Raw genomic sequence first — 25942 nt, 5'->3', positions numbered from 1 at the left:
TTCTAACGACAGCCAAGGCCGTTGTCTTTAAGATTCAGGAGAGTGCATGGAGTTCAGTGTAAAAAGCGGTAGCCCGGAAAAACAGCGTAGCGCCTGCATTGTTGTTGGCGTTTTCGAACCGCGCCGTTTGTCACCCATTGCTGAGCAGTTGGATAAGATCAGCGATGGCTACATCAGCGCCCTGCTGCGCCGCGGTGAACTGGAAGGCAAAGTAGGCCAAACGCTGCTGCTGCACCATGTGCCGAATATCCTCTCTGAGCGCATCCTGTTGATCGGCTGCGGAAAAGAGCGCGAGCTGGATGAGCGCCAATACAAGCAGGTAATTCAGAAAACCATCAATACGCTAAATGATACTGGCTCGATGGAAGCGGTGTGTTTTCTTACCGAACTGCACGTAAAAGGCCGCAATACCTACTGGAAAGTGCGTCAGGCAGTCGAAACCTCAAAAGAAGCGCTTTATAACTTCGATCAGCTGAAAAGCAACAAAGTCGAACCGCGTCGTCCGCTGCGTAAGCTGGTATTTAATGTGCCAACCCGCCGTGAATTGACCAGCGGCGAGCGCGCCATTCAGCACGGTTTAGCGGTTGCAGCTGGTGTGAAAGCCGCCAAAGATCTCAGCAACATGCCGCCAAATATTTGTAACGCCGCGTATCTGGCGTCGCAGGCGCGTCAGCTGGCAGATGCGTACAGCAAAAATGTAACAACTCGCGTCATCGGCGAGCAGCAGATGAAAGAATTGGGGATGAACGCCTATTTGGCGGTCGGAGCCGGTTCGCACAATGAATCGCTGATGTCGGTGATTGAGTACAAAGGCGACAGCGATCCGGAAGCGCGCCCAATTGTGCTGGTTGGTAAAGGGTTGACCTTCGATTCTGGCGGCATTTCCATTAAGCCCGCTGATTCAATGGACGAGATGAAGTACGACATGTGCGGCGCGGCCTCAGTGTACGGCGTGATGCGCATGGTGGCCGAACTGAATCTGCCGCTGAATGTAGTTGGCGTGCTGGTTGGCTGTGAAAACATGCCCGATGGCAAATCAATGCGTCCGGGCGACGTGTTGACCACCATGTCCGGCCAAACCGTTGAAGTGCTGAATACCGATGCGGAAGGCCGTTTGGTGCTGTGTGACGCGTTGACCTACGTTGAGCGTTTTGAGCCAGAAGTGGTGATCGACGTTGCCACGCTGACCGGTGCCTGCGTGATTGCGTTGGGCCATCACGTTAGCGGTTTGATGTCGAATCACAATCCGCTGGCGCACGAGCTGATCAGCGCCTCTGAACAAGCTGGCGACCGCGCGTGGCGCCTGCCGATGGCAGATGAATATCAGGAGCAGCTGGAATCCAATTTTGCCGATATGGCAAACATTGGCGGCCGTCCTGGCGGTGCAATTACTGCCGCCTGCTTCCTCGCACGCTTTGCCCGAAAGTTTAATTGGGCGCACCTGGATATCGCCGGTACTGCATGGCGTTCCGGCAAAGCCAAAGGCGCAACTGGCCGTCCGGTTCCGCTGCTGTCGCAGTTCCTGTTGAACCGCGCAGGTTTGAACGGCGACGATTAATCCTGAGTTTGCTGTCCCCCATCCCGGCCTTCCCCCGCTCGCGGGGGAAGGAGACGCTGCCATATGTAGGTTTCTATGAAAAACGCCACTTTCTATGTGATGGAGTCAGAAAGCGCCAGCGACGGCTTATCCGCTGTTGAAGCGTTGGTGTGCGATCTGGCAGAAACACGCTGGCGTGATGGCAAACGCATCCTGATTGCCTGTGAAAACGAAGAACAAGCCAATCGGCTGGATGAAGCGCTGTGGCAACGTCCAGCAAATGCTTTTGTGCCGCATAATCTGGCAGGCGAAGGCCCACGCTACGGCGCACCGGTTGAATTGGCCTGGCCGCAGCGGCGCGGCAGTTCACCGCGTGATTTGCTGATCAGCCTGCTGCCACAGTTCGCAGATTTTGCTACTGGTTTCCATGAAGTGATAGACTTCGTACCTTACGAAGAATCCCTAAAACAACTGGCGCGCGATCGCTATAAAGCCTATCGCAGCGTTGGTTTCCAATTGAATACGGCGCCGCCACCTCCGCCGCAAACGACAGTGTAGAAATGGAAAAGACATATAACCCGCAAGATATCGAGCAGCCGCTCTACGAGCACTGGGAACAGCAGGGCTACTTTAAACCGAATGGCGACACCAGCCAGGAAAGCTTTTGCATCATGATCCCGCCGCCGAACGTCACCGGCAGCTTGCATATGGGTCACGCTTTCCAGCAGACCATCATGGACACCATGGTGCGCTACCAGCGCATGCAGGGTAAAAACACCTTGTGGCAGGCGGGTACCGATCACGCCGGTATCGCCACGCAAATGGTTGTTGAGCGCAAAATCGCTGCTGAAGAAGGCAAAACGCGTCAGGATTACGGCCGCGATGCCTTCATCGACAAAATCTGGCAGTGGAAAGCCGAATCTGGCGGCACCATTACCCGCCAGATGCGTCGTCTCGGCAACTCGGTTGACTGGGAGCGCGAGCGCTTCACCATGGACGATGGCCTGTCGAACGCGGTGCGCGAAGTGTTCGTGCGTCTGTACAAAGAGAACCTGATTTACCGTGGCAAACGCCTGGTGAACTGGGATCCAAAACTGCGTACTGCTATCTCTGATTTGGAAGTGGAAAACCGCGAGAGCAAAGGCTCAATGTGGCACATCCGCTATCCGCTGGCCGACGGCGTGAAAACCGCTGAAGGCAAAGATTATCTGGTGGTCGCTACCACGCGTCCGGAAACCCTGCTCGGTGATACCGGCGTTGCGGTCAATCCAGAAGATCCGCGTTACAAAGATTTGATCGGCAAAGAGCTGATTCTGCCGCTGGTAAATCGTCGTATTCCGATCGTCGGCGATGAACACGCCGATATGGAAAAAGGCACCGGCTGCGTGAAGATCACCCCCGCGCATGACTTCAACGACTACGAAGTTGGTCGACGTCACAAGCTGCCGATGATCAACATCCTGACCTTCGATGGTGATATCCGCGAGCGCGCCGAAGTGTTCGATACCAATGGCGAAGTCAGCGACGAATGTGCCGATGACATCCCAGCTCAGTTCCAGAAAATGGAGCGTTTCGCGGCGCGTAAAGCCATCGTGGCAGCGGTTGACGAACTTGGCCTGCTGGAAGAGATCAAACCTCACGATCTGACCGTGCCTTACGGTGATCGTGGCGGCGTGGTGATCGAGCCAATGCTGACCGATCAATGGTATGTGCGCACCGCTCCGCTGGCGAAAGTTGCGGTTGAAGCGGTAGAAAACGGCGACATCCAGTTCGTGCCAAAACAGTACGAAAACATGTATTTCTCTTGGATGCGTGACATTCAGGATTGGTGTATTTCACGTCAGCTGTGGTGGGGACACCGCATTCCGGCGTGGTACGACAATGACGGCAACGTCTATGTTGGCCGCACCGAAGACGAAGTGCGCCAGGAAAACAATCTGGCTGCTGACGTTGCATTGCGCCAGGACGATGACGTGCTGGACACCTGGTTCTCGTCAGGTCTGTGGACCTTCTCGACGCTGGGCTGGCCAGAGAACACCGAAGCACTGCGTACCTTCCATCCAACCAGCGTGTTGGTGAGTGGCTTCGACATCATCTTCTTCTGGATTGCGCGCATGATCATGCTGACCATGCACTTCATCAAAGATGAAAACGGCAAGCCGCAAGTGCCGTTCAAAACCGTCTACATGACCGGTTTGATTCGCGATGAAGAAGGCCAGAAGATGTCCAAATCGAAAGGCAACGTCATCGATCCGCTGGATATGATTGACGGCATTTCGCTGGAAGATCTGCTGGAGAAGCGTACCGGCAACATGATGCAGCCGCAGTTGGCAGAGAAAATCCGCAAACGTACCGAGAAGCAATTCCCGGACGGCATCGTGCCATCGGGTACCGATGCGCTGCGCTTTACGCTGGCCGCGCTGGCTTCCACCGGTCGTGACATCAACTGGGATATGAAGCGCCTCGAAGGTTATCGCAACTTCTGTAACAAGCTGTGGAACGCCAGCCGCTTTGTGCTGATGAACACCGAAGAGCAGGATTGCGGCCAGAACGGCGGCGAGATGAAGCTGTCGCTGGCAGATCGCTGGATTCTGTCTGAATTCAACCGCAGTGTGAAAGCCTATCGTGAAGCGCTGGATAGCTATCGCTTTGATATCGCAGCCAACATTCTGTACGACTTCACCTGGAACCAGTTCTGCGACTGGTATCTGGAGCTGACCAAGCCGGTAATGAACAGCGGCAGCGAAGCGGAACTGCGCGGTACGCGTAATACGCTGGTCACCGTGCTGGAAGCATTGCTGCGTTTGGCGCATCCGATCATTCCTTACATCACTGAAACCATCTGGCAGCGTGTGAAAGGACTGAAAAACATCGATCACGATACCATCATGTTGCAACCGTTCCCGCAGTATGAAGCGGCGAAAGAAGATGCCGAGGCGCAAGCTGATATCGAGTGGATGAAGCAGGCGATCGTCGCGGTGCGTAACATTCGTGCCGAAATGAATATCGCGCCAAGCAAGCCGCTCGACGTGCTGCTGCGTGATTGCTCTGCGGCCGCGCAACGTCGTGTGGAAGAGAACCGTACCTTCCTGTCACGTCTGGCGCGTCTGGAAAGCCTGACCATTCTGCCTGCGGGCGAGAAAGGCCCGGTTTCGGTCACCAAGATTGTTGAAGGCGCGGAGTTGCTGATCCCGATGGCGGATCTGGTCAACAAAGAAGCCGAGCTTGAGCGTCTGGCGAAAGAGCTGGTGAAACTCGATGTCGAAATCGAAAAGATCCAGAGCAAGCTGGCGAATGAAGGCTTTGTTTCTCGTGCGCCGGAAGCCGTGGTCGCGAAAGAGCGCGAGCGCGTGGCTGAACTTGAGCAATCAAAAGCAAAACTGTTTGAACAGCAGGGCGTGATTGCGGCATTGTAAGCGCTTCAGTCCAACTGCTTAATCGAAGCCGGGCACTGCCCGGCTTTTTTATACCGGAAGATAATGATGAGCACCGTCACGCCACTTAATCTGCAAGTTCGCCCGATTGTAGCCGCTGATAATCCCTTGATTGCCAAAGTGATCCGCGATGTATCAGCCGAATTTGGTCTGACGGCGGATAAAGGCTATACCGTTTCCGATCCCAATCTGGATCGCCTGTTCGAACTGTACAGCGAAACCAACAGCGCCTATTGGATTGTTGAACATGACGGCGTGGTAGTTGGCGGCGGCGGCGTTGCGCCACTGGCCTGTAGCGCAGCGGATATTTGCGAGTTGCAGAAGATGTATTTCCTGCCGCAAGTGCGCGGCTTAGGTCTGGCACGCGATCTGGCGCTGCGCGCGATGGATTATGCGCGTCAGCAAGGCTTTCGCCGCTGCTATTTGGAAACCACCGGCAGCCTGACGCGCGCGATTAAGTTGTATGAGTCGTTGGGATTTGAACATATCGAAGGCGCGATGGGTTGTACTGGACACGTGGATTGCGAAGTGCGGATGCTGAAGATGTTGTGATGATTGAGGTCGCTTCCCCTCACCCTAGCCCTCTCCCACGCGTGGGCGAAGGGACAGATCGAGCATAGATGTAAAACTGAACGCCACCTATTCATCCCTTCTCCCGCTTGCGGGAGAAGGTTAGGATGAGGGACAGCGCGCACCAATCTAAATAACCGGCACGCCGCTGTGAAAACGCAATTCACCATCCGCTTCGCTAATCAACCGCGCTTCGGCTTCGCCAAAGGCTCGCACACGTGGCGCAATATCCGTTGGTGAAATCTGTGCTGCCAGCTTCAGGTAATCCTGATAATGCCGGGCTTCCGAACGCAGCAGCGAAATGTAGAATTTCTCCAACTGCTCATCCAGATACGGCGCCAGGCTAGCAAAACGTTCACAGGATCGCGCTTCGATGTAAGCACCGCAGATCAACTTATCCACCAGCGCTTCCGGTTCGTAAGTGCGAATTTCACGAATCAAGCCTTTGGCGTAGCGGCTGGCGGTGATTTTGCGGTACGGCAAACCGCGCGACTGCATGATTTCCCAAACCTGATAGAAATGATGCAGCTCTTCTTTAATCAGCAGCACCATCATCTCAACCAAATCATCCGCCCACGGCAATTCGTTGCGCACAATGATGCTTTTGGTCAGATTCTTATGCGCGTTGATGAAGTTATTATCCGGCTCATCGCGATAAATAAAGTCTTCGTACGGCTTGAGCCACGCCAGAATGGCATCGCCACTCGGTTTATCCGCCACATATTTGCGGATGATGAACACGGCAGTTTGCGCGGCTTTTAACTCGCACACCATGTGATCGGTTAGCAACAGCGTGAGGTTTTCTGGCTTGCGCGCTTCATCGATCCACGCTTGCGGCGTGCGGCAATGCAGGAACGCGTAAATGGGTTCTAATAGCGGAGCGTAATTCATCGGCAATCTTTTTGTCTTGCGGGGAAACGTTTCAGGGCGACGAGCGTCGCCCATTAATGCTTAGTGACGCACACCATCGTCTTCTTCGTCGTCGATGAAATCACCGTCGTCATCTTCATCTTCAGCGTCTGGATCTTCGAAGTAGGTGCCCCAACCGTCGTAATCGACGTTGAATTTACCCGCCAGATTCACCAGTTGCTCGACTTGCGCATCAATCAGCTCAGGCTTCAATGCGCCTTCACTCAGGATATCTACGCACATCACGGTGCCGCCCTCTTCCAGCTCCAGCTCTTCTGGCTCGCTCACTTCGAAGCCCAGTTTGAAGGCTTCAACCGCGACCTTCTCCAGTGAATCGAAGTTATTGCAGGAGAGATGATGCTCAATAGTGTAAAGCGCATCGGGATCGCTGCCGTCTTCCAGCAGCTCTTCAATGATCAGGCGTGTCTCTTCGCGCTGTTCTTCCAGCAATGCTTCATATGCCATGGGTGTGTCCTCAAATTTTCGGCTGAATACAATTATTTTCCCACACTGCCTCGCGCGCCACTACACAAAACAACAAGTTTCTTAACGACGGGGTTGAAAATGCATATTCATACGGTTAGATTGAATTTTAATTCATTTTAATGTGAGCATCTGGAGCGCTGTATGAGTCAGCTGTATCAAAGACATTTCCTGAGATTACTGGATTTCACCCCCGCAGAAATCGATTCACTGCTGAGTTTGGCCGGTGAATTAAAACACGCTAAGAAAAATGCCGCCGAGACGCAGTACCTGAAAGGCAAAAACATCGCGCTCATCTTCGAAAAAGACTCGACTCGTACTCGATGCTCTTTCGAAGTTGCCGCTTACGATCAGGGCGCTAACGTTACCTATCTCGGCCCAAGCGGTAGCCAAATCGGCCATAAAGAGTCGATGAAAGACACCGCGCGCGTGTTGGGACGTATGTATGACGGCATTCAATATCGCGGTTATGGCCAGGAATTAGTGGAAACCTTAGCGGAATTCGCTGGCGTGCCGGTGTGGAACGGCTTAACCACCGAGTTTCATCCCACTCAGCTGTTAGCCGATCTGCTGACGATGCAGGAACATCTGCCAGGCAAAACCTTGAATCAAATGACGTTGGTGTATGTTGGCGATGCGCGTAACAACATGGGCAACAGCATGCTGGAAGCCGCCGCATTGGTCGGATTGGACCTGCGTTTAGTGGCGCCAAAAGGCTGCTGGCCGGAAGGTGATTTAGTCGAACAGTGCCGCCTCGCAGCCCAGCAAACCGGCGGCAAAATTACCTTGACCGAAGATATCGCTGAAGGCGTGCAAGGTGCCGACTTCATCTACACTGATGTGTGGGTTTCGATGGGTGAAGCCAAATCGGTATGGGAAGAGCGCATCGCCCTGCTGCGTCCGTATCAGGTGAACAGCGCGATGCTGGCCTTGACCGGCAATCCGCAGGTGAAATTCCTGCACTGTTTACCGGCCTTCCATGATGACCAAACCACCTTAGGCCGCCAAATGGCCGAACAGTACGGTTTGCAGGATGGCATGGAAGTGAGCAATGAGGTGTTTGAATCGGCTCACAGTATTGTGTTTGACCAGGCAGAAAACCGTATGCACACCATTAAAGCCGTGATGGTGGCGACGCTGGGCAACAAGCAATAACAGCACAAGCAAACGTTTACCTCGTGCGCGATATTTGCTTGATGCAAATCAGTGAATGCGTATAATGCGGCCCAATTTGCCGGAGGAAACATGCAACAGCGCAGCGCACAATTTGACGCTCAACGACGCCTGACAGCGGGCGGCGCACGTGTTTCTTTCCGTCATCAATCGATCGTAAAAAAAGCCCCTTAAGCAGGGGCTTTTTTTTGTCCGCAATCCGGCAGCGCAGAGGAGAACGCTATGGCCAACCCGCTATATCGCAAGCACATCATTTCCATTAACGATCTCAGCCGCGATGAGCTGGAGCTGGTGCTGCACACCGCCGCCCAGTTGAAAGCGCATCCTCAGCCAGAACTGCTGAAGCATAATGTGATAGCCAGTTGCTTCTTTGAAGCCTCAACACGCACACGTTTGTCGTTTGAAACCGCGATGCATCGCCTCGGCGCATCAGTGGTGGGTTTTGCTGACGGCAGCAACACTTCGCTCGGCAAGAAGGGCGAAACGCTGGCCGATACCATTTCGGTGATTGGTACTTACGTTGATGCCATTGTGATGCGTCACCCGCAAGAAGGCGCGGCGCGTCTGGCCACGGAATTCTCCGGCGGCATTCCGATTCTGAATGCCGGCGACGGTGCCAACCAGCATCCAACGCAAACGCTGCTCGATCTGTTCACCATCCGCGAAACGCAAAGCCGCCTCGATAACCTCAATGTGGCGATGGTCGGCGACCTGAAATATGGCCGCACCGTGCACTCGTTGACGCAGGCGCTGGCGAAATTCAGCGGCAATCGCTTCTTCTTCATTGCACCGGATGCACTGGCGATGCCTGCTTACATCACCGATATGCTGGATGAGCAGAACATTGCCTGGTCACGCCACGACACTATCGAAGAAGTGATGCCTGAACTCGATATTCTCTACATGACGCGCGTGCAGAAAGAGCGTCTCGATCCGTCTGAATACGCCAACGTCAAAGCGCAGTTTATTCTACGTGCTGCGGATTTAGCCGGTGCGCGCGACAACATGAAAGTGCTGCATCCCCTGCCACGCATTGATGAAATCACTACCGACGTTGATAGCACGCCGCACGCCTGGTATTTCCAGCAGGCTGGTAACGGCATCTTCGCGCGCCAGGCATTGCTGGCGCTGGTATTGAATCGCGATCTGGCACTGTAAGGAGCAAACCGATGACTCACGATAATAAATTGCAGGTTGAAGCGATCAAACGCGGCACGGTGATTGACCATATCCCGGCGCAGATTGGCTTTAAAATCCTCTCGCTGTTTCGTCTAACCGAAACCGATCAACGCATCACCATTGGCCTGAACTTGCCGTCGGGCGAAATGGGCCGCAAGGATCTGATCAAGATCGAGAACACGTTCCTGACCGACGATCAGATCAATCAGCTGGCGGTGTACGCGCCGCTCGCCACGGTGAACCGCATTGATGACTACGAAGTGGTGGCGAAGATCGCCCCAACCTTGCCGGATCGTATCGAACGCGTGTTGACCTGCCCGAACACCAACTGCATCAGCCGTAATGAACCGGTTTCGACCAGCTTTGCGGTAAAAAAACGCGAAGATGATGTACATCTGAAGTGTAAATATTGCGAGAAAGAGTTCGCGCGCCACGTGGTGCTCGGTCACTGGTAATCGCCGGTCGCGTCCCTATAATGGGGCGATTCATATCGCGGCGGACATCGGTCGGCCGCGCACTTCTAAGGAGAAACAATGTCTCGCGAAATCAGTACCTCTAACGCACCTGCCGCAATTGGCCCTTACGTGCAGGGCGTGGATCTCGGCAGCATGATCATCACTTCAGGCCAGATTCCAGTTGATCCTGCCACTGGCGCAGTGGCAGATGATGTGTCTGCTCAAGCGCGTCAATCTTTGGAAAATGTGAAGGCGATTGTTGAAGCCGCCGGCCTGAAAGTGGGCGACATTGTAAAAACCACCGTATTTGTGAAGGATTTGAATGACTTCGCAACGGTGAATGCCACTTATGAAGCGTTTTTCACCGAGCACAACGCCAGCTTCCCAGCACGTTCATGCGTGGAAGTGGCGCGTCTGCCGAAAGATGTGAAGATTGAGATTGAAGCGATCGCGGTACGTCGCTGATTTAGTCGGTGCTGGCTGTCCCCCTCCTCGGTCCTCCCCCACAAGTGGGGGAGGAAGATGATGCAAAATGCGAGTTCTAAGACTGCATGTGGCAACGTCTCCTTCCCCCGCGAGCGGGGGAAGGCCGGGATGGGGGACAGCGAGCACAATCCCAACTATTTAAACGAACGCAGTAACTTCTCTAACGGCCTCACCAGCGCCAGCACCGTTTCATCCTGCACCTGCGCCGCCGCATCCAACTGCGCATGCATCTGCGCCACTTCGCCTGCGCCATACGCCTGATTGCGCTCCAGCGCCGCCACCAAATCCAGCCCCATGCGGCTCAACTGCGCCACCTGCTGCGCTTGTTGCTGCAACGGCTTGAGCTGATAATTGGCCAAAATCAGCGGCATCACCGCGTCGCTGTTGCTCTGCCAGCTTTGTAATTGCTGACGAATCGCATTGGCTGCCGCGTGATCGGTACGATTGGCAATCAGCCGGTCAACCTGCTTATCCAGCAAGCGCACCGCGTTGCTTTCCGCCGGTAACACATCCGCCAAACGATTGAGCGGCTCGAAATAGTCGTAATGGCCTGCCTGGAATTTCAGGTGTTGCCGCGTGTAATACTGCGCTGGCTCCAGCACTTCGGCCAATACGCGCAGCGGCGTGATGTCGGTGCTATTCGCCAGCCGCATCATTTGCACTTCGGCTTGCTGGTGCTGCTGCAAACCGACCGAAATGGTGCCCCAACGATCCACCGCGCTGAGGCGTTGATACATGTTGTCGCTGTCGGTGACATCTTTCGCCGACCACAAACGTTCCGCCACCACAAAAGCGCGCGGCCACAAACGTGTATCGATAACGCGGCTATTAACGTTTTCCGCCCACAACGCGGCTTCCCCACCAATCAGATTATTTTGCATCTGCTCCGGCGTCGGCACTGACGGCGCAATACCTTTCGGCACCTGCGCTAGCTTGCTGCCTTCGGTGGGATAACGCACGTTGCCCACCAGCATATAACCGGTCAACTTATCTTGCGTCAGCGTCACCACCGGCTGGAACGGCCCCATCCACGTATCAACGTTGAACGTCAGTTGCGTTGGCGATAACCAGCGAATATCGCTGACCATGCGGCGCGCTTTGCCGCTGAAATCGATAAAGCCGCGCCAACCCTCTTTGCCATCAATCAAGGTAAAACTGCCTTTCAATGCGCTGCCTTTCAGGCGCGGCATGGTGAATTGCCAGCTTTGCGTTTGCTCACCCGCTTGCACTTGATCCGCGCCATTCAAGCCTTGCGGCCAAGGTTCGTTGCGGTAGTGATAGGCAGCGGTTTGCGGTTGATCGAGATAGAAACCGGTGGAGAGAATGCCGCGGAAATCATTTTTTGCCGCATCGCCCAGCGCATCCTGACCTTGCCATGACTGAATCAAGATGCTTTTCGGCAGATCTGGATGATAAACCTCGTCCCAGCCGATCATGCGGCGCTGGTGCGCTTCAAGAATTTTTTCCACGCGCTGATTAAACCAGGCTTGCAGCGCGTGCGTGTCTTTTAAGCCGTGATCGCGCATAAATTGCTGAATGCGCGGCGATTCGTTCCATTGCGTCGGATCGACCTCGTCGCCGCCAATATGCACGTAAGGATCCGGGAAGATCGCCGTCACTTCACCCATCAAAGTGTCGATAAAGCGAAATACCGCTTCGTTGCTGGGATCAAGCAGCGGCTTAAACACGCCCCAACCGCGCTCCATCTGATACGGACCCGGCGCGCTAAGCAGTTCCGGCATCGCCACAGCGATCGCCGAAGCATGGCCCGGCACGTCAATTTCCGGCACGACGCGCACGCCGCGCTGGGTAGCATAACGCACCACATCACGCATCTGCTGCTGCGTATAATACAGGCCGTCGCTGGCCTTTTCCTGCAACTGCGGATAATGGTTGGAGGCAAATCGCCAGCCCTGATCATCAGTTAAATGCCAATGGAACACGTTCATACGGGCGGCGGCGATGCCGTCAATTTGGCGCTTCACCGTTTCAATCGGCAAGAAGTGACGCGCCGAATCAATCAGCACGCCGCGCCACGGAAAACGCGGTTTGTCGTCAATGGTGACGTAAGGGATCTCGGTGCCATTCTGCGTATTTTCAATCAGCTGCAACACCGTTTCCATGCCACGCATCGCGCCAAAACGGGTGTTGGCTTTCAGCAGCACACCATCGCTGTTGACCAGCAAATGATAGCTTTCATCGCTATCCGGTTGCGGCACCGGATCGACCGCCTGAGCAATTTGTACCTGAATGCGTGGCCCGTTGCCGGTTGGGCTAGCTGGCAGCAGCGGCCAGCCGGTTTGGCGCGAAATACGCGCCCGCCAGCGCGCTTCGGCACCTTCCAGATGATCACCGCTGATATGCAGCGTAAATTGCGGATTCAGTGTGTAAGAACCGCCAGCGCTGGGCTGTTCCACTTTTTGTGGCCAGGGCATTAAGGGCAGATCACCGGCGGGTGCGGCAAAAGAGGAAAAAGTGACGGATAAACAACAGGCAAGCAACGTTCTTTGCAACGACATGTGGGCATCCTTTTCGACAAAAATGACGGACCAAAATGGGCAAAAGGCTCATTAAACCTGTTTCGCTTTGCAAAGCAAGTAGCGAGGGGCTGAAATCAAGGCGGGTTAAAACTTTTACATTCTAGCCAAGTTAACCATTGCGCGGCTTTCAATCTTGCTTGTGGCTTCTTTGCTGTAGGTCAATTCCAACGCGATTAATTCTCAGCTAAGCACCACATATAGCGATTACACTCCTTAAAAATATCTACATGTAGTTTCATGGAGGGGAAATGGCGACGGTGGTGATTAAGCGTGACGGTTGCAGAGTGCCGTTTGATGCGCAGCGAATTGAAGTTGCAGTATTGGCGGCGGCGCGTGCCGCGCAGATTGACGATGCACTTTGGTGCCAACAGGTGGCGGCGCAGGTTAGCCAGCAACTCGCCGAACGCAGTGAAGTGGATATCCGCGAAATTCAGTGCGCGGTGGAAGAGACGTTGATGAGCGGGCGCTGGCCGCAGCTAGCGCGCGCCTACATCGAATATCGCCACGATCGCGATCTGGCACGTGAGCAACGCGGCAAACTGCATCACGCCATTCGTGGTTTGGTGGAGCAAACCAATGCTGCGCTGCTCAACGAAAACGCCAATAAAGACAGCAAGGTGATTCCCACTCAGCGCGATTTACTGGCGGGCATTGTCGCTAAGCATTATGCGCAGCAACAACTGCTGCCGCGCGACGTGGTGCTGGCGCACGAACGCGGCGAGATCCACTATCACGATCTTGATTATTCACCGTTTTTCCCGATGTTTAACTGCATGTTGATCGATCTGCAAGGCATGCTCAACAACGGTTTCAAAATGGGTAACGCCGAGATCGAACCGCCTAAATCGATCGCCACCGCTACCGCCGTCACGGCGCAGATCATTGCTCAGGTCGCCAGCCACATTTATGGCGGCACCACCATCAATCGTATTGATGAAGTGCTGGCTCCCTTCGTGAATCTCAGTCTGGAAAAACATCGTGCAGTGGCAAATGAATGGCAGATTGCCGATGCCGAAGCCTATGCCCGCGTGCGCACCGAGAAAGAGTGCTATGACGCGTTCCAATCGCTGGAATATGAAGTCAACACGCTGCATACCGCCAACGGCCAAACGCCGTTTGTGACCTTTGGTTTTGGCCTCGGCACCGATTGGGCGGCGCGGCTGATTCAGCAATCAATCCTGCGCAATCGTATTGCCGGCTTGGGCAAAAATCATAAAACCGCGGTATTCCCGAAACTGGTATTTGCCATTCGTGAAGGTGTGAATCGTCGACCCGGTGATTTTAATTACGATATCAAGCAGCTGGCGCTGGAGTGCGCCAGCAAACGCATGTATCCCGATATCCTTAACTACGAAAAAGTGGTGGAAATCACCGGCTCATTCAAAACGCCAATGGGTTGCCGCAGCTTCCTCGGCGTTTATGAAGAGAACGGCGAGCAGATTCACGAAGGGCGCAACAACATTGGCGTGATCAGCCTGAACTTGCCGCGCATCGCGCTGGAAGCCAAAGGTGATGAAGAGCTGTTCTGGCAATTGCTGGATCAGCGTTTGGAATTGGCGAAACGCGCATTGATGACGCGTATCGCGCGGCTGGAAAAAACCAAAGCGCGTGTGGCGCCGATTTTGTATATGGAAGGGGCCTGCGGCGTGCGGCTGAAAGCCGATGATGAAATCGGCGCGATTTTCCGTAATGGGCGCGCCTCAATTTCCCTTGGCTATATCGGTCTGCATGAAACCCTGAATGCGCTGAGCGGCAATGAAGTTCATCCGTATGATGCCGCGCATTTGCGCGAAAAAGGCGTGGCGATTGTTCACCATCTGCGTCAGGCGGTGGACGCCTGGAAAGCCGAAACCGGCTACGGCTTTAGCTTGTACAGCACGCCGAGCGAGAATTTGTGTGATCGCTTCTGTCGCCTCGATGCCGCCGAATTTGGCGTGGTTGCGGGCGTCACCGACAAAGGCTATTACACCAACAGCTTCCATCTCGACGTGGAGAAAAAGGTCAATCCGTACGACAAGATCGACTTCGAAGCGCCCTATCCGGCCATCGCCAACGGCGGGTTCATCTGCTACGGCGAATACCCCAACATCCAGCACAACCTGAAAGCACTGGAAGATGTCTGGGATTACAGCTATCACCGCGTGCCGTATTACGGCACCAACACGCCGATTGATGAATGCTATGAATGCGGTTTCAGCGGCGAATTTAGCTGCACCAGCAAAGGCTTTACCTGTCCAAGCTGCGGCAATCACGATCCGGCTCGCGTTTCGGTAACGCGCCGCGTGTGCGGTTATCTCGGCAGCCCGGATGCGCGCCCGTTCAACGCCGGTAAGCAAGAAGAAGTGCAGCGTCGGGTGAAACATCTGGAGACAGGACAACTGGGATGATGCACATCCACCAATATTATTCTGTCGATATCGTTAACGGCCCCGGCACGCGCTGTACGCTGTTTGTCGCGGGTTGCGAACACCAATGCCGTGGCTGCTATAACCAGAGTACGTGGCGGCTGGATTCTGGCGTGCCGTTTACGCTGGAGATGGAAGAACAGCTGATTGCCGATCTTAAGGATCGGCGCATTCCACGCCAGGGATTATCGTTAAGCGGTGGCGATCCGCTGCATCCGCACAACGTGCCGCACATACGTCGTTTGGTGAAACGCGTGCGGCGCGAATGTCCCGATAAGGATATCTGGCTATGGACCGGCTATGAAATGGCGGAACTGAGCGCAGCGCAGCGCGAGGTGATTGATGAAATTGATGTGCTGATTGACGGACGTTTTATCGAAGCGGAGAAAGATGCGCGGCTGCTGTGGCGCGGCAGCCGCAATCAGAAAATTTGGCGCTTACGTGAACCACAAAGCGATAGCGCCGAGCAACATGCCGCTGAATGCTACGCCGAACAGCGCGCGCCACAATGCCCGCGCGGGAAAGGCGCGATGCAGCATCAATAACGACGGCACACTGACAGCGGGAAGCGTTACCAACAGCGCCAGCGCAGGCGCAACGCCCATGCCCGCTAGCATCATGGTTTGCACAATCGGGATTTCTGCTGCGGTCGGAATCACAAACAGGCAGCCGGCAATCGCCATCAATATCACCCAAAACAGCGTATTACCAACCACGCCATCCGCATGCGGGAACAGCCAAACGCGCGCGGCTCCCAGCAGTAACACCGCCACGATATACAGCGGAATGGTGTTGCAGAACAATCGCCACATCACGCGCAGCCAGCGGGTTAAAAACGGTTGTTGATCAGTGCTGGCTGTCAGCGTTGGCGCGTTAACCGCGGGTTCAGGCACGCTGCGTTGCACCAGCCAGGCGATGCCCAAAACCATGAATAAACCCGCCAGCAAGCGAATCGCGGCAAAATTCCAGCCCAACACAAAGCCCATGAAAATCAACGTGGCCGGATTGAGCAGTGGATTTGCCAGCCAGAACGCCATCGCCGCGCCGCTGGAAACCTGCGATTGACGCAATCCGGCGGTTACTGGTGCGGCACAACAGCTGCACATCATGCCCGGCAAACCCAGGCCGGTGCCGATTAAGGTTGAACCAAAGCGCGTGCTGCCCATCAGGCGTAGCAACCAGTTGCGTGGAATCAGCACTTGCACCAGCGATCCCAGAATCACGCCGAGCACCGCCGCTTTCCACACCGCCAGGAAGTAAACCATGGCGTAATCCAGCGCCGCGCGCCACGGCGAATCAGCCGCATTTGCCAGAATCGATTTGCCAATGGAATGGGTTTCAGCCGCGGTGAAGGCTTTGCCGTAGTAAGGCTGCCATTTGACGTACCACAAACCGATGAGTACCACCGCGAGGAACAACAGCGGTTTCCACCAGGCGAAGCGCGTCGCTGGGGCGTGAGAAGCAAGTTGGGTCATGACGAATTCCGTATTCAACTGAATAACGATGCCGCAAGGGGATTTGCGACGGATAGACCTTAGTGTTATTCAGGGCTTTGCAAAGTGCCACATGGAATGCGCTCAAACTTGATCCGCCGCCAAAAATTACCGCCTTTGCCGGCTCGTCTGGCTTTAGGTCACCATGAATGGCGACCCTACAGAGGTTTTGTCCAGACGATCTTTTTGCCAAAACCCAGCGCGTTGTCGGTCATCTTCACTTCGTCGAGCTGGATTTCCCACAGCGGCGCGCTGACTTTCTTCGCCACCGGAAACCGTTTTTGATAGGCAAGGCGCGCCGCTGTTTCCCGTTCACCGCTGAGTAACTGGATGCGGCCAGCGTATTGCACGCCTTTGATTAGCAGCACGGTTTTTGGCTGTCCATTCACCGTTCCGGCAACGCGCGGATTCGCCAGCATCAATTGCCCATGCCGCGTGTCCGGTTCGGTCATCAGCCAGAACGCCATGCTTTCCTGGTCAAAGAGGTAAAAGCAGTTAGCGCTCCACATATCTTTGCCGTCGGTAGCGCACAACGACAGCACATGTTGCTTTTTCAGGTAACGAATCAGATGAGAATGGTCGGACAAAATGCGGCTCCGTTTGGCGCATAGCGATGCGGCATGAAGCACGCTACACTTGCTGCCAGCAATTTTTCGAGATGAGTATTATGGAACAGCGCTGGCAACTTTACTTGCTACAAACCGCCGCAGGCATGCTCTACACCGGCATCACAACCGATGTTAACCGCCGTTTGCAGCAGCATCAGCAAGGACGCGGCGCGCGCTCATTGCGCGGCAAAGGTCCACTGACGTTGGTGTTTCACTGCGAGGCGGGCGACCGTGCAGCGGCTTCGCGCCTTGAGTATCAAGTGAAGCAACTCAGCCGCACACAAAAGCGGCTGCTGGTTGCACAGCAGCCGCCCTGCTTATTAGCCTGGTTTAGTCGAAACGATTAAACGGTTCAGAGAATTCAATCAGCCCTTCTGCGCCGACGAAAGCGTCATCTGCCAATTTGTAGACCTGAAAAGCCGCTTCGCTGCCTAACCAACGGCAATGCAGACCATGACGCGCCGCCGGTTCGAAACCGAGCGGATTATAGAATTCAGGATCGCCCAGCACCACCACGGCGCTGTAACTGAACTCGTTGAGGGAATCTAATCCTTCATACACCAACTTCTTCGCAATGCCTTGTTTGCGCACCGATTCATCCACGGCGAGCGGCGCTAAAGCAACCCAATTGCGATCTTCACCTTGTAGCGTTACCGGGCTAAATGCGGCATATCCTAACACCTGGCCTTCATCATCCGTGGCAACCACACCGAGAGTCAGCAAGCCATCTTCACGCAGTTGCTGGACTAATTCCGCTTCTGCGGCACTAGCAAAACTGCGCTTTAACAGGCTATCGATGCCGGCTGCATCAACGCCAATTTCAGTACGAATCAACATGAGATCCCCGCGCGCGCCTCAGCGGCCTTCGCGTCCTGTTTCATTCCTGCCTCAACAAAAGCAGCCAGCTGCTGCAACCCCGTGCGTAATGGCGTGGGCATGGCATCCAGTTCAATGGCATCCATTAGGTTTTTCACCTCAAGTCCCAGCTCCGTGTCACCTTCAATCACCAAACGGCGTTGAAAGAACAACATATCGGGATCCGCTTTGCGTGCTGCCACCAGCAACAGATCGTTGGCTTCACCACGAAACCAGACATCAGCCTCGGTGTCGCGCGAAACGGTCAGGCGCCCTGCTTGCAGGGTAGTAATCCAACGCAGATTGACATCGGCAATCTCGATGCCGAGAAAGCGCCCTTCCAGAAAGTCTAACTCACCTTCCGACAAAGCATGGCGAAATTGCCAGTTTAAGAGTTGTTGCAGAAGCGCTTTTTTCAGCGGGAACGGTGTGATAGAAACCGGTAAGGCTAGGAATTCTGGGCCTTTTTCAACAATCAGGCCACGTAAGCGCGCAAACATCATCGACATTCCCTTCAGAAAATTTCATCTATTCTGCCACATTCGCCAGGCTTCGCCTCCACTGAGATCAAGGAAATAACCGCCCGGCTGGTCGAAAATTCTGCACTTCTCATCATCAATGGCGCTTTCACTGCCTTAAATCAACATTGCGGCAGGGCCAGTTATTTACACTCTTCGCCTTCAGAATTCGGGGAGGAAATGTATGGAACTGCTGTGTCCGGCGGGGAATTTGCCTGCGCTGAAATCGGCGGTGGAGCATGGTGCTGACGCGGTTTATGTCGGCTTAAAAGATGATACCAATGCCCGCCACTTTGCTGGCCTTAACTTTACCGATAAGAAATTGGCCGAAGCGGCGCGCTATCTACACCAGCATCGGCGTAAATTACACGTCGCCATCAACACCTTTGCACATCCTGATGGCATCAATCGTTGGCAATCCGCCATCGATGTCGCCGCGCAAAACGGCGCTGATGCGCTGATTTTGGCCGATATCGCCACGCTGGAATACGCAGCGAAACGCTATCCGCAGGTAGAACGCCATCTTTCGGTACAAGCCTCAGCGACCAATCTGCAAGCCATCCATTTCTACCATCGTCACTTCCAGCTCAGCCGCGTGGTGCTGCCGCGCGTGCTCTCAATGCATCAGGTCAAGCAACTGGCGCGCGAAACGCCGGTGCCGCTTGAAGTCTTCGCCTTTGGCAGTTTGTGCATTATGGCTGAAGGTCGCTGCTATCTCTCTTCCTGGCTGACCGGCGAATCACCTAACAGTGCAGGTGCCTGTTCACCGGCGAAATTTGTACGCTGGCAGCAAACGCCTAAAGGCATGGAATCACGCCTCAATGAAGTGCTGATTGATCGCTATGCGCCCAACGAAAGCGCCGGTTATCCCACCTTGTGCAAAGGTCGCTATGAAGTGGATAACCAGCTGTATCACGTGCTGGAAGAACCCACCAGTTTGAATACCTTGTCGCTGCTACCTGAATTGCTGCGTGCCAATATCGCCTCGGTGAAGATTGAAGGCCGCCAACGCAGCCCGGCTTACGTGGCGCAAGTAGCTAAAGTGTGGCGCCAGGCGATTGATCGTTGCATGGCCGCACCTGAGCAATTTGCGGTGCAAGAGCCGTGGATGCAGGCGCTGGGCGAACTTTCTGAAGGCAGCCAAACCACCTTGGGTGCATATCACCGCGACTGGCAATAAGGAGACCGCATGAAATACGCTATCGGGCCGGTACTGTGGTACTGGCCAACCGACACTCTGGAAACCTTTTATCAGCAGGCGGCGACAAGCAGCGCGGAGATCGTCTATCTCGGCGAAGCGGTATGCAGCAAACGTCGCGCCACTTCCTTCAATCAATGGATGGAGATGGCGCGCATGCTGGCGAACAATGGCAAGCAAGTGGTGCTGAGCACGCTAGCGCTGCTGCAATCGCCATCGGAAGTGAAAGAACTCAGTCGCTATGTGGAAAACGGCGAGTTCCTGCTGGAAGCCAACGATATGGGGACGGTGAACATGGCAGCAGAACGCCGATTGCCGTTTGTCGCTGGCCCAACCCTCAACGTTTATAACGCGCAAACTTTGCAGCTGTTGCTGAAAGACGGCATGACGCGCTGGTGCATTCCGGTTGAGATGTCGCGCGACTGGCTGATTCAGTTGCTACAACAATGCGATTCAGCAGGTATTCGCGATAAGTTTGAAGTGGAAGTGCTCGGTTATGGCCATCTGCCGCTGGCGCTGTCGGCACGCTGCTTTACTGCACGCGCCGAAAATCGCGGCAAAGATGATTGCCAAACCTGCTGTATCAATTATCCCAGCGGCCGCCGCGTTTTGTCGCAGGAAGGTCAGCAAGTGTTTGTGCTGAATGGCATCCAAACCATGAGCGGTTATTGCTACAACCTCGGTAATGATTTAGCCGGTATGCATAACTGGGTCGATATCGTTCGCCTGTCGCCACAAGGCGAAAGCACGCTGAGCGAAATCGAACGTTTTCGTGCCAACGAAGCCGGCCAGTCACCATTAATGATGGCACGCGGCAGTGACTGCAACGGTTATTGGCGTCGGCTGGCTGGCATGGCGCTGCAAGGCGAACGCTAAAGGCACATTCCGGCTATATTCGTGTGCTTATTAGCAGTTTTAATATGGGTAACGATGAGTAATACTCTCAGGCGCAGGTCTGATTAAACACCTGCGCCATCCTTATTTGGAGTGCCCATGTCTGAGAAAAAAACTGTTCGCCTATCCGTATTGGATTTGGCTCCTATTCCGCAAGGTTCCGCTGCACGCGATGCGTTCCATAATTCGCTCGCGCTGGCTCGTCAGTCTGAAGCACTCGGCTTTCACCGTTATTGGCTGGCTGAACACCACAACATGACCGGCATCGCCAGCGCCGCCACTTCGGTGCTGATTGGCTATTTAGCGGCCAATACGGAAACGCTGCGTTTGGGCTCCGGCGGCATCATGTTGCCAAACCACGCGCCATTAGTGATTGCCGAACAGTTTGGTACGCTCGAATCACTGTATCCTGGCCGTATCGATCTGGGATTGGGCCGCGCACCAGGTTCAGACCAACGCACCATGTTGGCACTGCGTCGTCATCTCTCCAGCGCTCAAGCCGATAGCTTCCCGGAAGATGTCTCTGAACTGATCCGTTGGTTCGACGCCGAAGAAGGTGAGCATCCGCCGGTACAACCGGTTCCGGGTTTGGGATTGAAAATTCCGGTTTGGCTGCTAGGTTCGAGCTTGTACAGCGCACAATTGGCCGCACAACTCGGTCTGCCGTTTGCCTTCGCCTCACACTTTGCGCCGGATCTGCTGTTTCAGGCACTGCATCTGTATCGCGAGAAATTCAAACCTTCTGCGCGTCTGGCGAAGCCGTATGCGATGGTTTGCGTCAATGTGGTGGCGGCGGATAGCGAGCGTGATGCGCGCTTCCTGTTTACCTCGATGCAGCAACAGTTCATCAACCTGCGCCGCGGCAAACCGGGCCCACTGCCGGCACCGGTCGAGAACATGGATAATCTGTGGTCGCCGTCTGAACAATATGGCGTGCAGCAGGCATTGAGCATGTCGATTGTCGGCGACAGCGATAAAGTGCGTAACGGCCTTGCCGCGTTGATGCGTGAAACTCAGGCCGATGAGATCATGGTTAACGGCCAGATTTACGATTCACAGGCGCGTCTGCGTTCATTCGCGCTGGCGATGGAAGCGGCACGTTCACTGTAACATCATTGCGGTGGCGCTATTCTGGCCCCACCGCGATCATTCTGACATCGCGCGCCGGTGATTGGCCGTGAAAGCGGCTGTATTCGCGACTGAACTGCGACGCACTTTGATATCCCACGCGATAACCCGCGGTCCCCGCATCCAACTTCTCGATGATCATCAATCGCCGCGCTTCATTAAGTCGTAGCTTCTTTTGATATTGCATCGGCGTCATCGCCGTCACCGCTTTAAAGTGATGATGCAATGAAGAAATGCTCATCCCCACGCTGCTTGCCAGTTGATCCATCTTTAACGGCTGATGAAAGTTTTCCCGCAGCCAACGTGCGGCACGCGCCACTTTGTTGCCCGGTCTTTCGGCCAACGCCATATTGAGAATGCGCGGTCCTTCTGGCCCAGTCAGCAAACGATAAAAAATTTCCTGCTCGATTAACGGTGCCAACGCGGCTATATCCTGCGGGTGATCGAGCAATTCCACCAAGCGCATTACCGCATCAACCAGCGGTGGCGCGACTTTGTGTACCGCGATACCACGTTCGCTGCTCGCATTATTAGCGAGTTGATGCTGTGGGAAATGCTCCAGATAACGCATCAAACGAGTTTCGTTGATGGTGATGCCAACACCCAGATTGGGCTTATCGGGCGTTGCGGATACCACGCAGGATTGCACCGGCATATCAAGCGTCACCAGCAGCAAATCGCCCGGACCGTAATGCATCACATCATCGCCAATGCGCAACGCTTTCTGCCCTTGCGCCACCAAGGCAAAACTGGCCCATGTGGCAACGTGCGACAAACTTGTGGGCCGTGAACTGCGGCCAAAAGAGAGAAAATCAATCGGACTATAGTGGCGACCATCGACCGGCGCGTGACGGGCAATGATCGCCACTAATTGCTGCCATTGTTCTTGATGAATCATGCAATGCGCGCTCCACGATGAGAAATGACTAAGTAGTTATTCTCGCTTGCCACCGGAATGGCGGCTAGTCCTTGCACAGCAGATTTGCAGGATTGTGCAAAAAGCTTGCAGGATTGCGCTACCACCAAAATCTATCGACAGCGCATGCTTTATCTTCCCCGAAATCTCAGGTGGAGAGACATGATGAAAACACTTGAAGGCAAAATTGCGCTGGTGACGGGCGCTTCGAAAGGCATTGGTGCAGCTATCGCCATGACTTTCGCGGCGGCCGGTGCTCGGGTGGTGGTGAATTATTTACAGGATGAAGTTGGCGCGGCGGATGTGGTAACCGATATCCGTGCGTTAGGAAGCGATGCCATCGCCGTACAAGCTGATATCTCACGCGAAGCCGATGTGCTGCGCTTGTTCGCTAGCAGCATTGAGCAGTTTGGCGCCCCCGATATTGTGGTCAATAACGCCGGCATTTTTCACCACGGTGAGTTTGCCTATCTCAGCGTGAGTGAGATGCAGCGACAACTTAGCGTTAACTTACTCGGCACTTTACTGGTGTGTCAGCAGGCGGCAAAACACTTCCCCTCACGCGGCGGTTCAATCATCAACCTCAGTGCGCTGAATAGCCAACGCAGCACGCCGGGATCGGTGCTTTGGGCAGCGACCAAAGGCGCGATTGATACGTTGACGCAAGGACTTGCCCGCGAATTGGGACCGCGCAATATTCGCGTGAATGCGCTAGCGCCAGGCATCATTTTGACCGAAGGTTTGCTGGCAGCGAAGAAGATGCACCCTGAGTTGAAAGCGCAACTTATTGCCGCAACGCCGCTTGGACGCTTTGGCTTGCCGGAAGATGTTGCGCAGGTTGCGCTGTTTTTGGCCTCGGAAGAAGCCGCTTATGTCAGTGGCGAAAGAGTGCTGATTGCTGGCGGAGTGTAAACTTTAATTTCCACAGGCATAAAAAAAGGGACGCATCAGCGTCCCTTTTTATTTTAAGCGTTTATCGCTTATGCATCACGACGACGCGGTGCGGCTGCGCCTTCCGGGCGTGGACCACGACCGCCTTCACGGCTGAAGCGTCCGCCTTCACGGCCACCTTCACGACGCTCAGAGAAACGACGTGGAGCGCCTTCGCCACCACGCGGTGCGCCATTGCCACGGCGTTCGCCGCCAGCAGATGGACGACGTTCGCTACGCTCGTGCACCGGTGCATCACCCATCAACTGCATATTCATCGGCTTGTTCAGAATACGGGTACGAGTGAAGTGCTGCAGCACTTCGCCCGGCATGCCTTTCGGCAGCTCGATGGTTGAGTGAGTACCAAACAGCTTGATGTTACCGATGTAACGGCTGCTGATGTCGCCTTCGTTAGCGATCGCGCCAACGATATGACGAACTTCAACACCATCATCACGGCCTACTTCAATGCGATACAGCTGCATTTCGCCAACGTCACGACGTTCACGACGTGGACGATCGCCATCGCGGCTGTCACGGCTTTCGCGTGGCCCACGAGAATCGCGTGAATCACGACGATCACCACGGTCTGGACGATCGCTGAACTCACGACGCGCTGGACGTGGAGCTTCTGGTGGCAGAATCAGTGGACGTTCGCCCTGAGCCATTTTCAGCAATGCTGCGGCCAAGGTTTCGATGTCCAGATCTTCACCCGGCTGCATTTTGCTCAGCAGCGCGCGGTATTGATCCAGATCGCTGCTTTCCAGCTGCTGCTGTACTTTAGCAGCGAACTTAGCCAGACGACGTTCACCCAGCAGTTCTGCGTTTGGCAGTTCAACTTCTGGAATAGTCAGCTTCATGGTGCGTTCGATGTTACGCAGCAGACGACGCTCGCGGTTCTCAACGAACAGCAATGCGCGACCTGCACGACCTGCACGACCGGTACGGCCGATACGGTGAACGTAAGATTCAGCATCCATTGGGATATCGAAGTTCACCACCAGGCTGATACGCTCAACGTCCAGACCACGTGCGGCAACGTCGGTAGCGATCAGGATGTCGAGACGACCATCTTTCAAACGCTCCAGCGTCTGCTCACGCAGAGCCTGGTTCATGTCACCGTTCAGTGCTGCGCTGTTATAACCGCTGCGCTCCAGCGCTTCGGCCACTTCCAACGTAGCGTTTTTGGTACGCACGAAGATGATGGCTGCATCGAAATCTTCTGCTTCCAGGAAGCGAACCAGCGCGTCAGTTTTACGGCCGTAAGCGGTCCAGTAAGACTGAGAAATGTCTGGGCGCGTAGTCAGGCTTGACTGGATGCGCACTTCCTGCGGATCTTTCATGAAACGCTTGGTGATACGACGAATCGCTTCTGGCATGGTTGCTGAGAACAGCGCGGTCTGATGACCGTCTGGAATCTGCGCCATGATGGTTTCAACGTCTTCGATGAAGCCCATACGCAGCATTTCATCAGCTTCGTCCAGCACCAGACCGCGTAGGTTAGACAGATCTAACGTGCCACGTTTCAGGTGATCCAGCAGACGACCAGGCGTACCCACAACAACTTGTGGTCCCTGACGCAGTGCGCGCAGCTGTACGTCATAACGTTGGCCACCGTAAAGGGCTACAACGTTAATGCCACGCATGTGTTTAGAGAATTCAGTGACGGCTTCAGCAACCTGTACCGCCAATTCGCGGGTCGGTGCCAGCACCAAAATTTGCGGTGCTTTAACAGTAGGATCAATGTTGTTCAGCAGCGGCAAGGAGAATGCCGCGGTTTTACCACTACCGGTCTGCGCCATACCCAACACATCACGGCCAGCCAGCAGGTGAGGAATACACTCAGCCTGGATTGGAGAAGGCTTAACGTAGCCCATACCGTTCAGTGATTCGAGGATGTCGGCGTTCAGGCCAAGGTCAGCAAAAGTGGTTTGAATATCAGTCATGTAGTACACGTGCCTCTTAGATTGCGGCGGCCAGTCTACATAACTCGTCGTGAAAATTTTCAGTCATTTTCATCAAAAAGTGTGAACCGGCTCAAATTAGAAGTTTTGACGAACAGAAAAGCCCTCATCTCTGAAGATGATGACTTTACAGGTATTCAGGCAATAAAAGTTCGTCAGCTATTGCTGGTCAGATTCTGATAAATCGTCTTGTGTCTGGCCGAGTTGCGCCAGTTCCAACAATGCGTATCGGTGTTCAACAAAGTTGTTTACGTTGTTGGCCACCGC

General features: G+C 54.6%; 23 protein-coding genes and 2 pseudogenes. 15 read left to right on the top strand and 10 right to left on the bottom strand.

All coding sequences use genetic code 11. From position 1 onward, the window contains the following. The first annotated feature begins 46 nt into the window (after positions 1-46). From pepA to ABDW13_RS12610, 4 genes are all read left to right on the top strand, one after another. Positions 47-1558, top strand: a complete 1512-nt coding sequence (pepA, locus tag ABDW13_RS12625) for a leucyl aminopeptidase (protein WP_343552895.1) — start codon at positions 47-49, stop codon at positions 1556-1558. A 75-nt stretch (positions 1559-1633) separates the two neighbouring features. Continuing rightward, on the top strand, positions 1634-2095 hold the full coding sequence (locus ABDW13_RS12620) for a DNA polymerase III subunit chi (protein WP_343552894.1): 462 nt from the start codon (positions 1634-1636) through the stop codon (positions 2093-2095). A gap of 2 nt (positions 2096-2097) precedes the next feature. Continuing rightward, positions 2098-4953 (top strand): valine--tRNA ligase, encoded by a 2856-nt coding sequence (locus tag ABDW13_RS12615; protein WP_343552893.1) that lies wholly within the window; start codon positions 2098-2100, stop codon positions 4951-4953. 66 nt (positions 4954-5019) lie between these two features. Further along, positions 5020-5523, top strand: coding sequence for a GNAT family N-acetyltransferase (locus tag ABDW13_RS12610; RefSeq protein WP_343552947.1), 504 nt, complete (start codon positions 5020-5022; stop codon positions 5521-5523). A 147-nt stretch (positions 5524-5670) separates the two neighbouring features. On the opposite strand, the gene miaE is transcribed toward ABDW13_RS12610, so the two are convergent. Beyond that, entirely contained in the window at positions 5671-6432 is a 762-nt protein-coding gene (gene miaE, locus ABDW13_RS12605; protein WP_343552892.1) for a tRNA isopentenyl-2-thiomethyl-A-37 hydroxylase MiaE, read from the bottom strand. Positions 6433-6492: 60 nt separating this feature from the next. Further along, on the bottom strand, positions 6493-6915 hold the full coding sequence (gene rraB, locus ABDW13_RS12600; RefSeq protein WP_034826466.1) for a ribonuclease E inhibitor RraB: 423 nt from the start codon (positions 6913-6915) through the stop codon (positions 6493-6495). A 162-nt stretch (positions 6916-7077) separates the two neighbouring features. On the opposite strand from rraB, the gene argF reads away from it, so the two are divergent. The 4 genes from argF to ridA all read left to right on the top strand — a co-directional run bounded on the left by argF (position 7078) and on the right by ridA (position 10205). After that, positions 7078-8088, top strand: coding sequence for an ornithine carbamoyltransferase (gene argF, locus ABDW13_RS12595; RefSeq protein ID WP_343552891.1), 1011 nt, complete (start codon positions 7078-7080; stop codon positions 8086-8088). A gap of 240 nt (positions 8089-8328) precedes the next feature. Then, positions 8329-9264, top strand: coding sequence for an aspartate carbamoyltransferase (pyrB, locus tag ABDW13_RS12590; protein ID WP_343552890.1), 936 nt, complete (start codon positions 8329-8331; stop codon positions 9262-9264). A gap of 11 nt (positions 9265-9275) precedes the next feature. Then, complete coding sequence (gene pyrI, locus ABDW13_RS12585) at positions 9276-9740, top strand: aspartate carbamoyltransferase regulatory subunit (RefSeq protein WP_343552889.1); 465 nt, start codon at positions 9276-9278, stop codon at positions 9738-9740. Between the two features lie 78 nt (positions 9741-9818). Then, the gene (gene ridA / locus ABDW13_RS12580) at positions 9819-10205 is read left to right on the top strand and encodes a 2-iminobutanoate/2-iminopropanoate deaminase (protein ID WP_061718232.1); all 387 of its coding nucleotides are present in this window, start codon (positions 9819-9821) and stop codon (positions 10203-10205) included. Between the two features lie 155 nt (positions 10206-10360). Here the strand turns inward: ridA and ABDW13_RS12575 are convergent, their stop codons facing one another. Then, on the bottom strand, positions 10361-12745 hold the full coding sequence (locus ABDW13_RS12575) for a family 20 glycosylhydrolase (protein WP_343552888.1): 2385 nt from the start codon (positions 12743-12745) through the stop codon (positions 10361-10363). Positions 12746-13014: 269 nt separating this feature from the next. On the opposite strand from ABDW13_RS12575, the gene nrdD reads away from it, so the two are divergent. Further along, positions 13015-15153, top strand: a complete 2139-nt coding sequence (nrdD, locus tag ABDW13_RS12570) for an anaerobic ribonucleoside-triphosphate reductase (protein ID WP_343552887.1) — start codon at positions 13015-13017, stop codon at positions 15151-15153. Then, positions 15153-15614: pseudogene (nrdG, locus tag ABDW13_RS12565) on the top strand (anaerobic ribonucleoside-triphosphate reductase-activating protein); the annotation flags it as partial. The gene nrdD and the pseudogene nrdG, both read left to right, overlap by 1 nt. On the opposite strand, the gene ABDW13_RS12560 reads toward nrdG, so the two are convergent. After that, on the bottom strand, positions 15609-16646 hold the full coding sequence (locus tag ABDW13_RS12560; RefSeq protein WP_343552886.1) for a permease: 1038 nt from the start codon (positions 16644-16646) through the stop codon (positions 15609-15611). The pseudogene nrdG and the gene ABDW13_RS12560 overlap by 6 nt on opposite strands. A 176-nt stretch (positions 16647-16822) precedes the next feature. Further along, positions 16823-17251, bottom strand: coding sequence for a YhbP family protein (locus ABDW13_RS12555; RefSeq protein WP_343552885.1), 429 nt, complete (start codon positions 17249-17251; stop codon positions 16823-16825). An 80-nt stretch (positions 17252-17331) separates the two neighbouring features. Between ABDW13_RS12555 and ABDW13_RS12550 the strand changes: the two genes are divergently transcribed. Continuing rightward, complete coding sequence (locus ABDW13_RS12550; protein ID WP_343552946.1) at positions 17332-17619, top strand: GIY-YIG nuclease family protein; 288 nt, start codon at positions 17332-17334, stop codon at positions 17617-17619. Here the strand turns inward: ABDW13_RS12550 and ABDW13_RS12545 are convergent. Continuing rightward, positions 17603-18109: an N-acetyltransferase gene (locus tag ABDW13_RS12545; protein ID WP_343552884.1), complete on the bottom strand. Its 507-nt coding sequence runs from the start codon at positions 18107-18109 to the stop codon at positions 17603-17605. The two genes, ABDW13_RS12550 and ABDW13_RS12545, sit on opposite strands and share 17 nt — an antisense overlap. Next, entirely contained in the window at positions 18103-18627 is a 525-nt protein-coding gene (locus ABDW13_RS12540; protein WP_343552945.1) for an SCP2 sterol-binding domain-containing protein, read from the bottom strand. The genes ABDW13_RS12545 and ABDW13_RS12540 overlap by 7 nt, the downstream gene beginning before the upstream one ends. Before the next feature lie 202 nt (positions 18628-18829). Between ABDW13_RS12540 and ABDW13_RS12535 the strand changes: the two genes are divergently transcribed. From ABDW13_RS12535 to ABDW13_RS12525, 3 genes are all read left to right on the top strand, one after another. After that, on the top strand, positions 18830-19825 hold the full coding sequence (locus tag ABDW13_RS12535) for a peptidase U32 family protein (RefSeq protein WP_343552883.1): 996 nt from the start codon (positions 18830-18832) through the stop codon (positions 19823-19825). Positions 19826-19834: 9 nt separating this feature from the next. Next, on the top strand, positions 19835-20719 hold the full coding sequence (locus ABDW13_RS12530) for a U32 family peptidase (RefSeq protein WP_343552882.1): 885 nt from the start codon (positions 19835-19837) through the stop codon (positions 20717-20719). Between the two features lie 117 nt (positions 20720-20836). Then, positions 20837-21847: a luciferase-like monooxygenase gene (locus ABDW13_RS12525; RefSeq protein ID WP_343552881.1), complete on the top strand. Its 1011-nt coding sequence runs from the start codon at positions 20837-20839 to the stop codon at positions 21845-21847. Between the two features lie 16 nt (positions 21848-21863). On the opposite strand, the gene ABDW13_RS12520 is transcribed toward ABDW13_RS12525, so the two are convergent. Then, on the bottom strand, positions 21864-22763 hold the full coding sequence (locus ABDW13_RS12520) for an AraC family transcriptional regulator (protein ID WP_343552880.1): 900 nt from the start codon (positions 22761-22763) through the stop codon (positions 21864-21866). Between the two features lie 183 nt (positions 22764-22946). Between ABDW13_RS12520 and ABDW13_RS12515 the strand changes: the two genes are divergently transcribed. Continuing rightward, positions 22947-23693 (top strand): glucose 1-dehydrogenase, encoded by a 747-nt coding sequence (locus ABDW13_RS12515; protein ID WP_343552944.1) that lies wholly within the window; start codon positions 22947-22949, stop codon positions 23691-23693. Between the two features lie 68 nt (positions 23694-23761). Here ABDW13_RS12515 and ABDW13_RS12510 read toward each other — a convergent pair whose 3' ends face one another. Both ABDW13_RS12510 and ABDW13_RS12505 read right to left on the bottom strand, forming a co-directional pair. Continuing rightward, positions 23762-25657 (bottom strand): DEAD/DEAH family ATP-dependent RNA helicase, encoded by a 1896-nt coding sequence (locus ABDW13_RS12510; RefSeq protein ID WP_343552879.1) that lies wholly within the window; start codon positions 25655-25657, stop codon positions 23762-23764. Positions 25658-25834: 177 nt separating this feature from the next. Further along, positions 25835-25942 (bottom strand): annotated as a pseudogene (locus ABDW13_RS12505) (lipoprotein NlpI); the annotation flags it as partial.

Source organism: Pantoea sp., from assembly GCF_039594315.1.
Taxonomy (GTDB): Bacteria; Pseudomonadota; Gammaproteobacteria; order Enterobacterales; family Enterobacteriaceae; genus Pantoea.
This window is presented reverse-complemented; position numbering and strand designations above follow the sequence as displayed.

Coding starts and splice junctions, on each gene's coding strand:
- pepA (WP_343552895.1), top strand. CDS start 47: ATGGAGTTCAGTGTAAAAAGCGGTAGCCCGGAAAAACAGCGTAGCGCC.
- ABDW13_RS12620 (WP_343552894.1), top strand. CDS start 1,634: ATGAAAAACGCCACTTTCTATGTGATGGAGTCAGAAAGCGCCAGCGAC.
- ABDW13_RS12615 (WP_343552893.1), top strand. CDS start 2,098: ATGGAAAAGACATATAACCCGCAAGATATCGAGCAGCCGCTCTACGAG.
- ABDW13_RS12610 (WP_343552947.1), top strand. CDS start 5,020: ATGAGCACCGTCACGCCACTTAATCTGCAAGTTCGCCCGATTGTAGCC.
- miaE (WP_343552892.1), bottom strand. CDS start 6,432: ATGAATTACGCTCCGCTATTAGAACCCATTTACGCGTTCCTGCATTGC.
- rraB (WP_034826466.1), bottom strand. CDS start 6,915: ATGGCATATGAAGCATTGCTGGAAGAACAGCGCGAAGAGACACGCCTG.
- argF (WP_343552891.1), top strand. CDS start 7,078: ATGAGTCAGCTGTATCAAAGACATTTCCTGAGATTACTGGATTTCACC.
- pyrB (WP_343552890.1), top strand. CDS start 8,329: ATGGCCAACCCGCTATATCGCAAGCACATCATTTCCATTAACGATCTC.
- pyrI (WP_343552889.1), top strand. CDS start 9,276: ATGACTCACGATAATAAATTGCAGGTTGAAGCGATCAAACGCGGCACG.
- ridA (WP_061718232.1), top strand. CDS start 9,819: ATGTCTCGCGAAATCAGTACCTCTAACGCACCTGCCGCAATTGGCCCT.
- ABDW13_RS12575 (WP_343552888.1), bottom strand. CDS start 12,745: ATGTCGTTGCAAAGAACGTTGCTTGCCTGTTGTTTATCCGTCACTTTT.
- nrdD (WP_343552887.1), top strand. CDS start 13,015: ATGGCGACGGTGGTGATTAAGCGTGACGGTTGCAGAGTGCCGTTTGAT.
- ABDW13_RS12560 (WP_343552886.1), bottom strand. CDS start 16,646: ATGACCCAACTTGCTTCTCACGCCCCAGCGACGCGCTTCGCCTGGTGG.
- ABDW13_RS12550 (WP_343552946.1), top strand. CDS start 17,332: ATGGAACAGCGCTGGCAACTTTACTTGCTACAAACCGCCGCAGGCATG.
- ABDW13_RS12545 (WP_343552884.1), bottom strand. CDS start 18,109: ATGTTGATTCGTACTGAAATTGGCGTTGATGCAGCCGGCATCGATAGC.
- ABDW13_RS12540 (WP_343552945.1), bottom strand. CDS start 18,627: ATGTTTGCGCGCTTACGTGGCCTGATTGTTGAAAAAGGCCCAGAATTC.
- ABDW13_RS12535 (WP_343552883.1), top strand. CDS start 18,830: ATGGAACTGCTGTGTCCGGCGGGGAATTTGCCTGCGCTGAAATCGGCG.
- ABDW13_RS12530 (WP_343552882.1), top strand. CDS start 19,835: ATGAAATACGCTATCGGGCCGGTACTGTGGTACTGGCCAACCGACACT.
- ABDW13_RS12525 (WP_343552881.1), top strand. CDS start 20,837: ATGTCTGAGAAAAAAACTGTTCGCCTATCCGTATTGGATTTGGCTCCT.
- ABDW13_RS12520 (WP_343552880.1), bottom strand. CDS start 22,763: ATGATTCATCAAGAACAATGGCAGCAATTAGTGGCGATCATTGCCCGT.
- ABDW13_RS12515 (WP_343552944.1), top strand. CDS start 22,947: ATGAAAACACTTGAAGGCAAAATTGCGCTGGTGACGGGCGCTTCGAAA.
- ABDW13_RS12510 (WP_343552879.1), bottom strand. CDS start 25,657: ATGACTGATATTCAAACCACTTTTGCTGACCTTGGCCTGAACGCCGAC.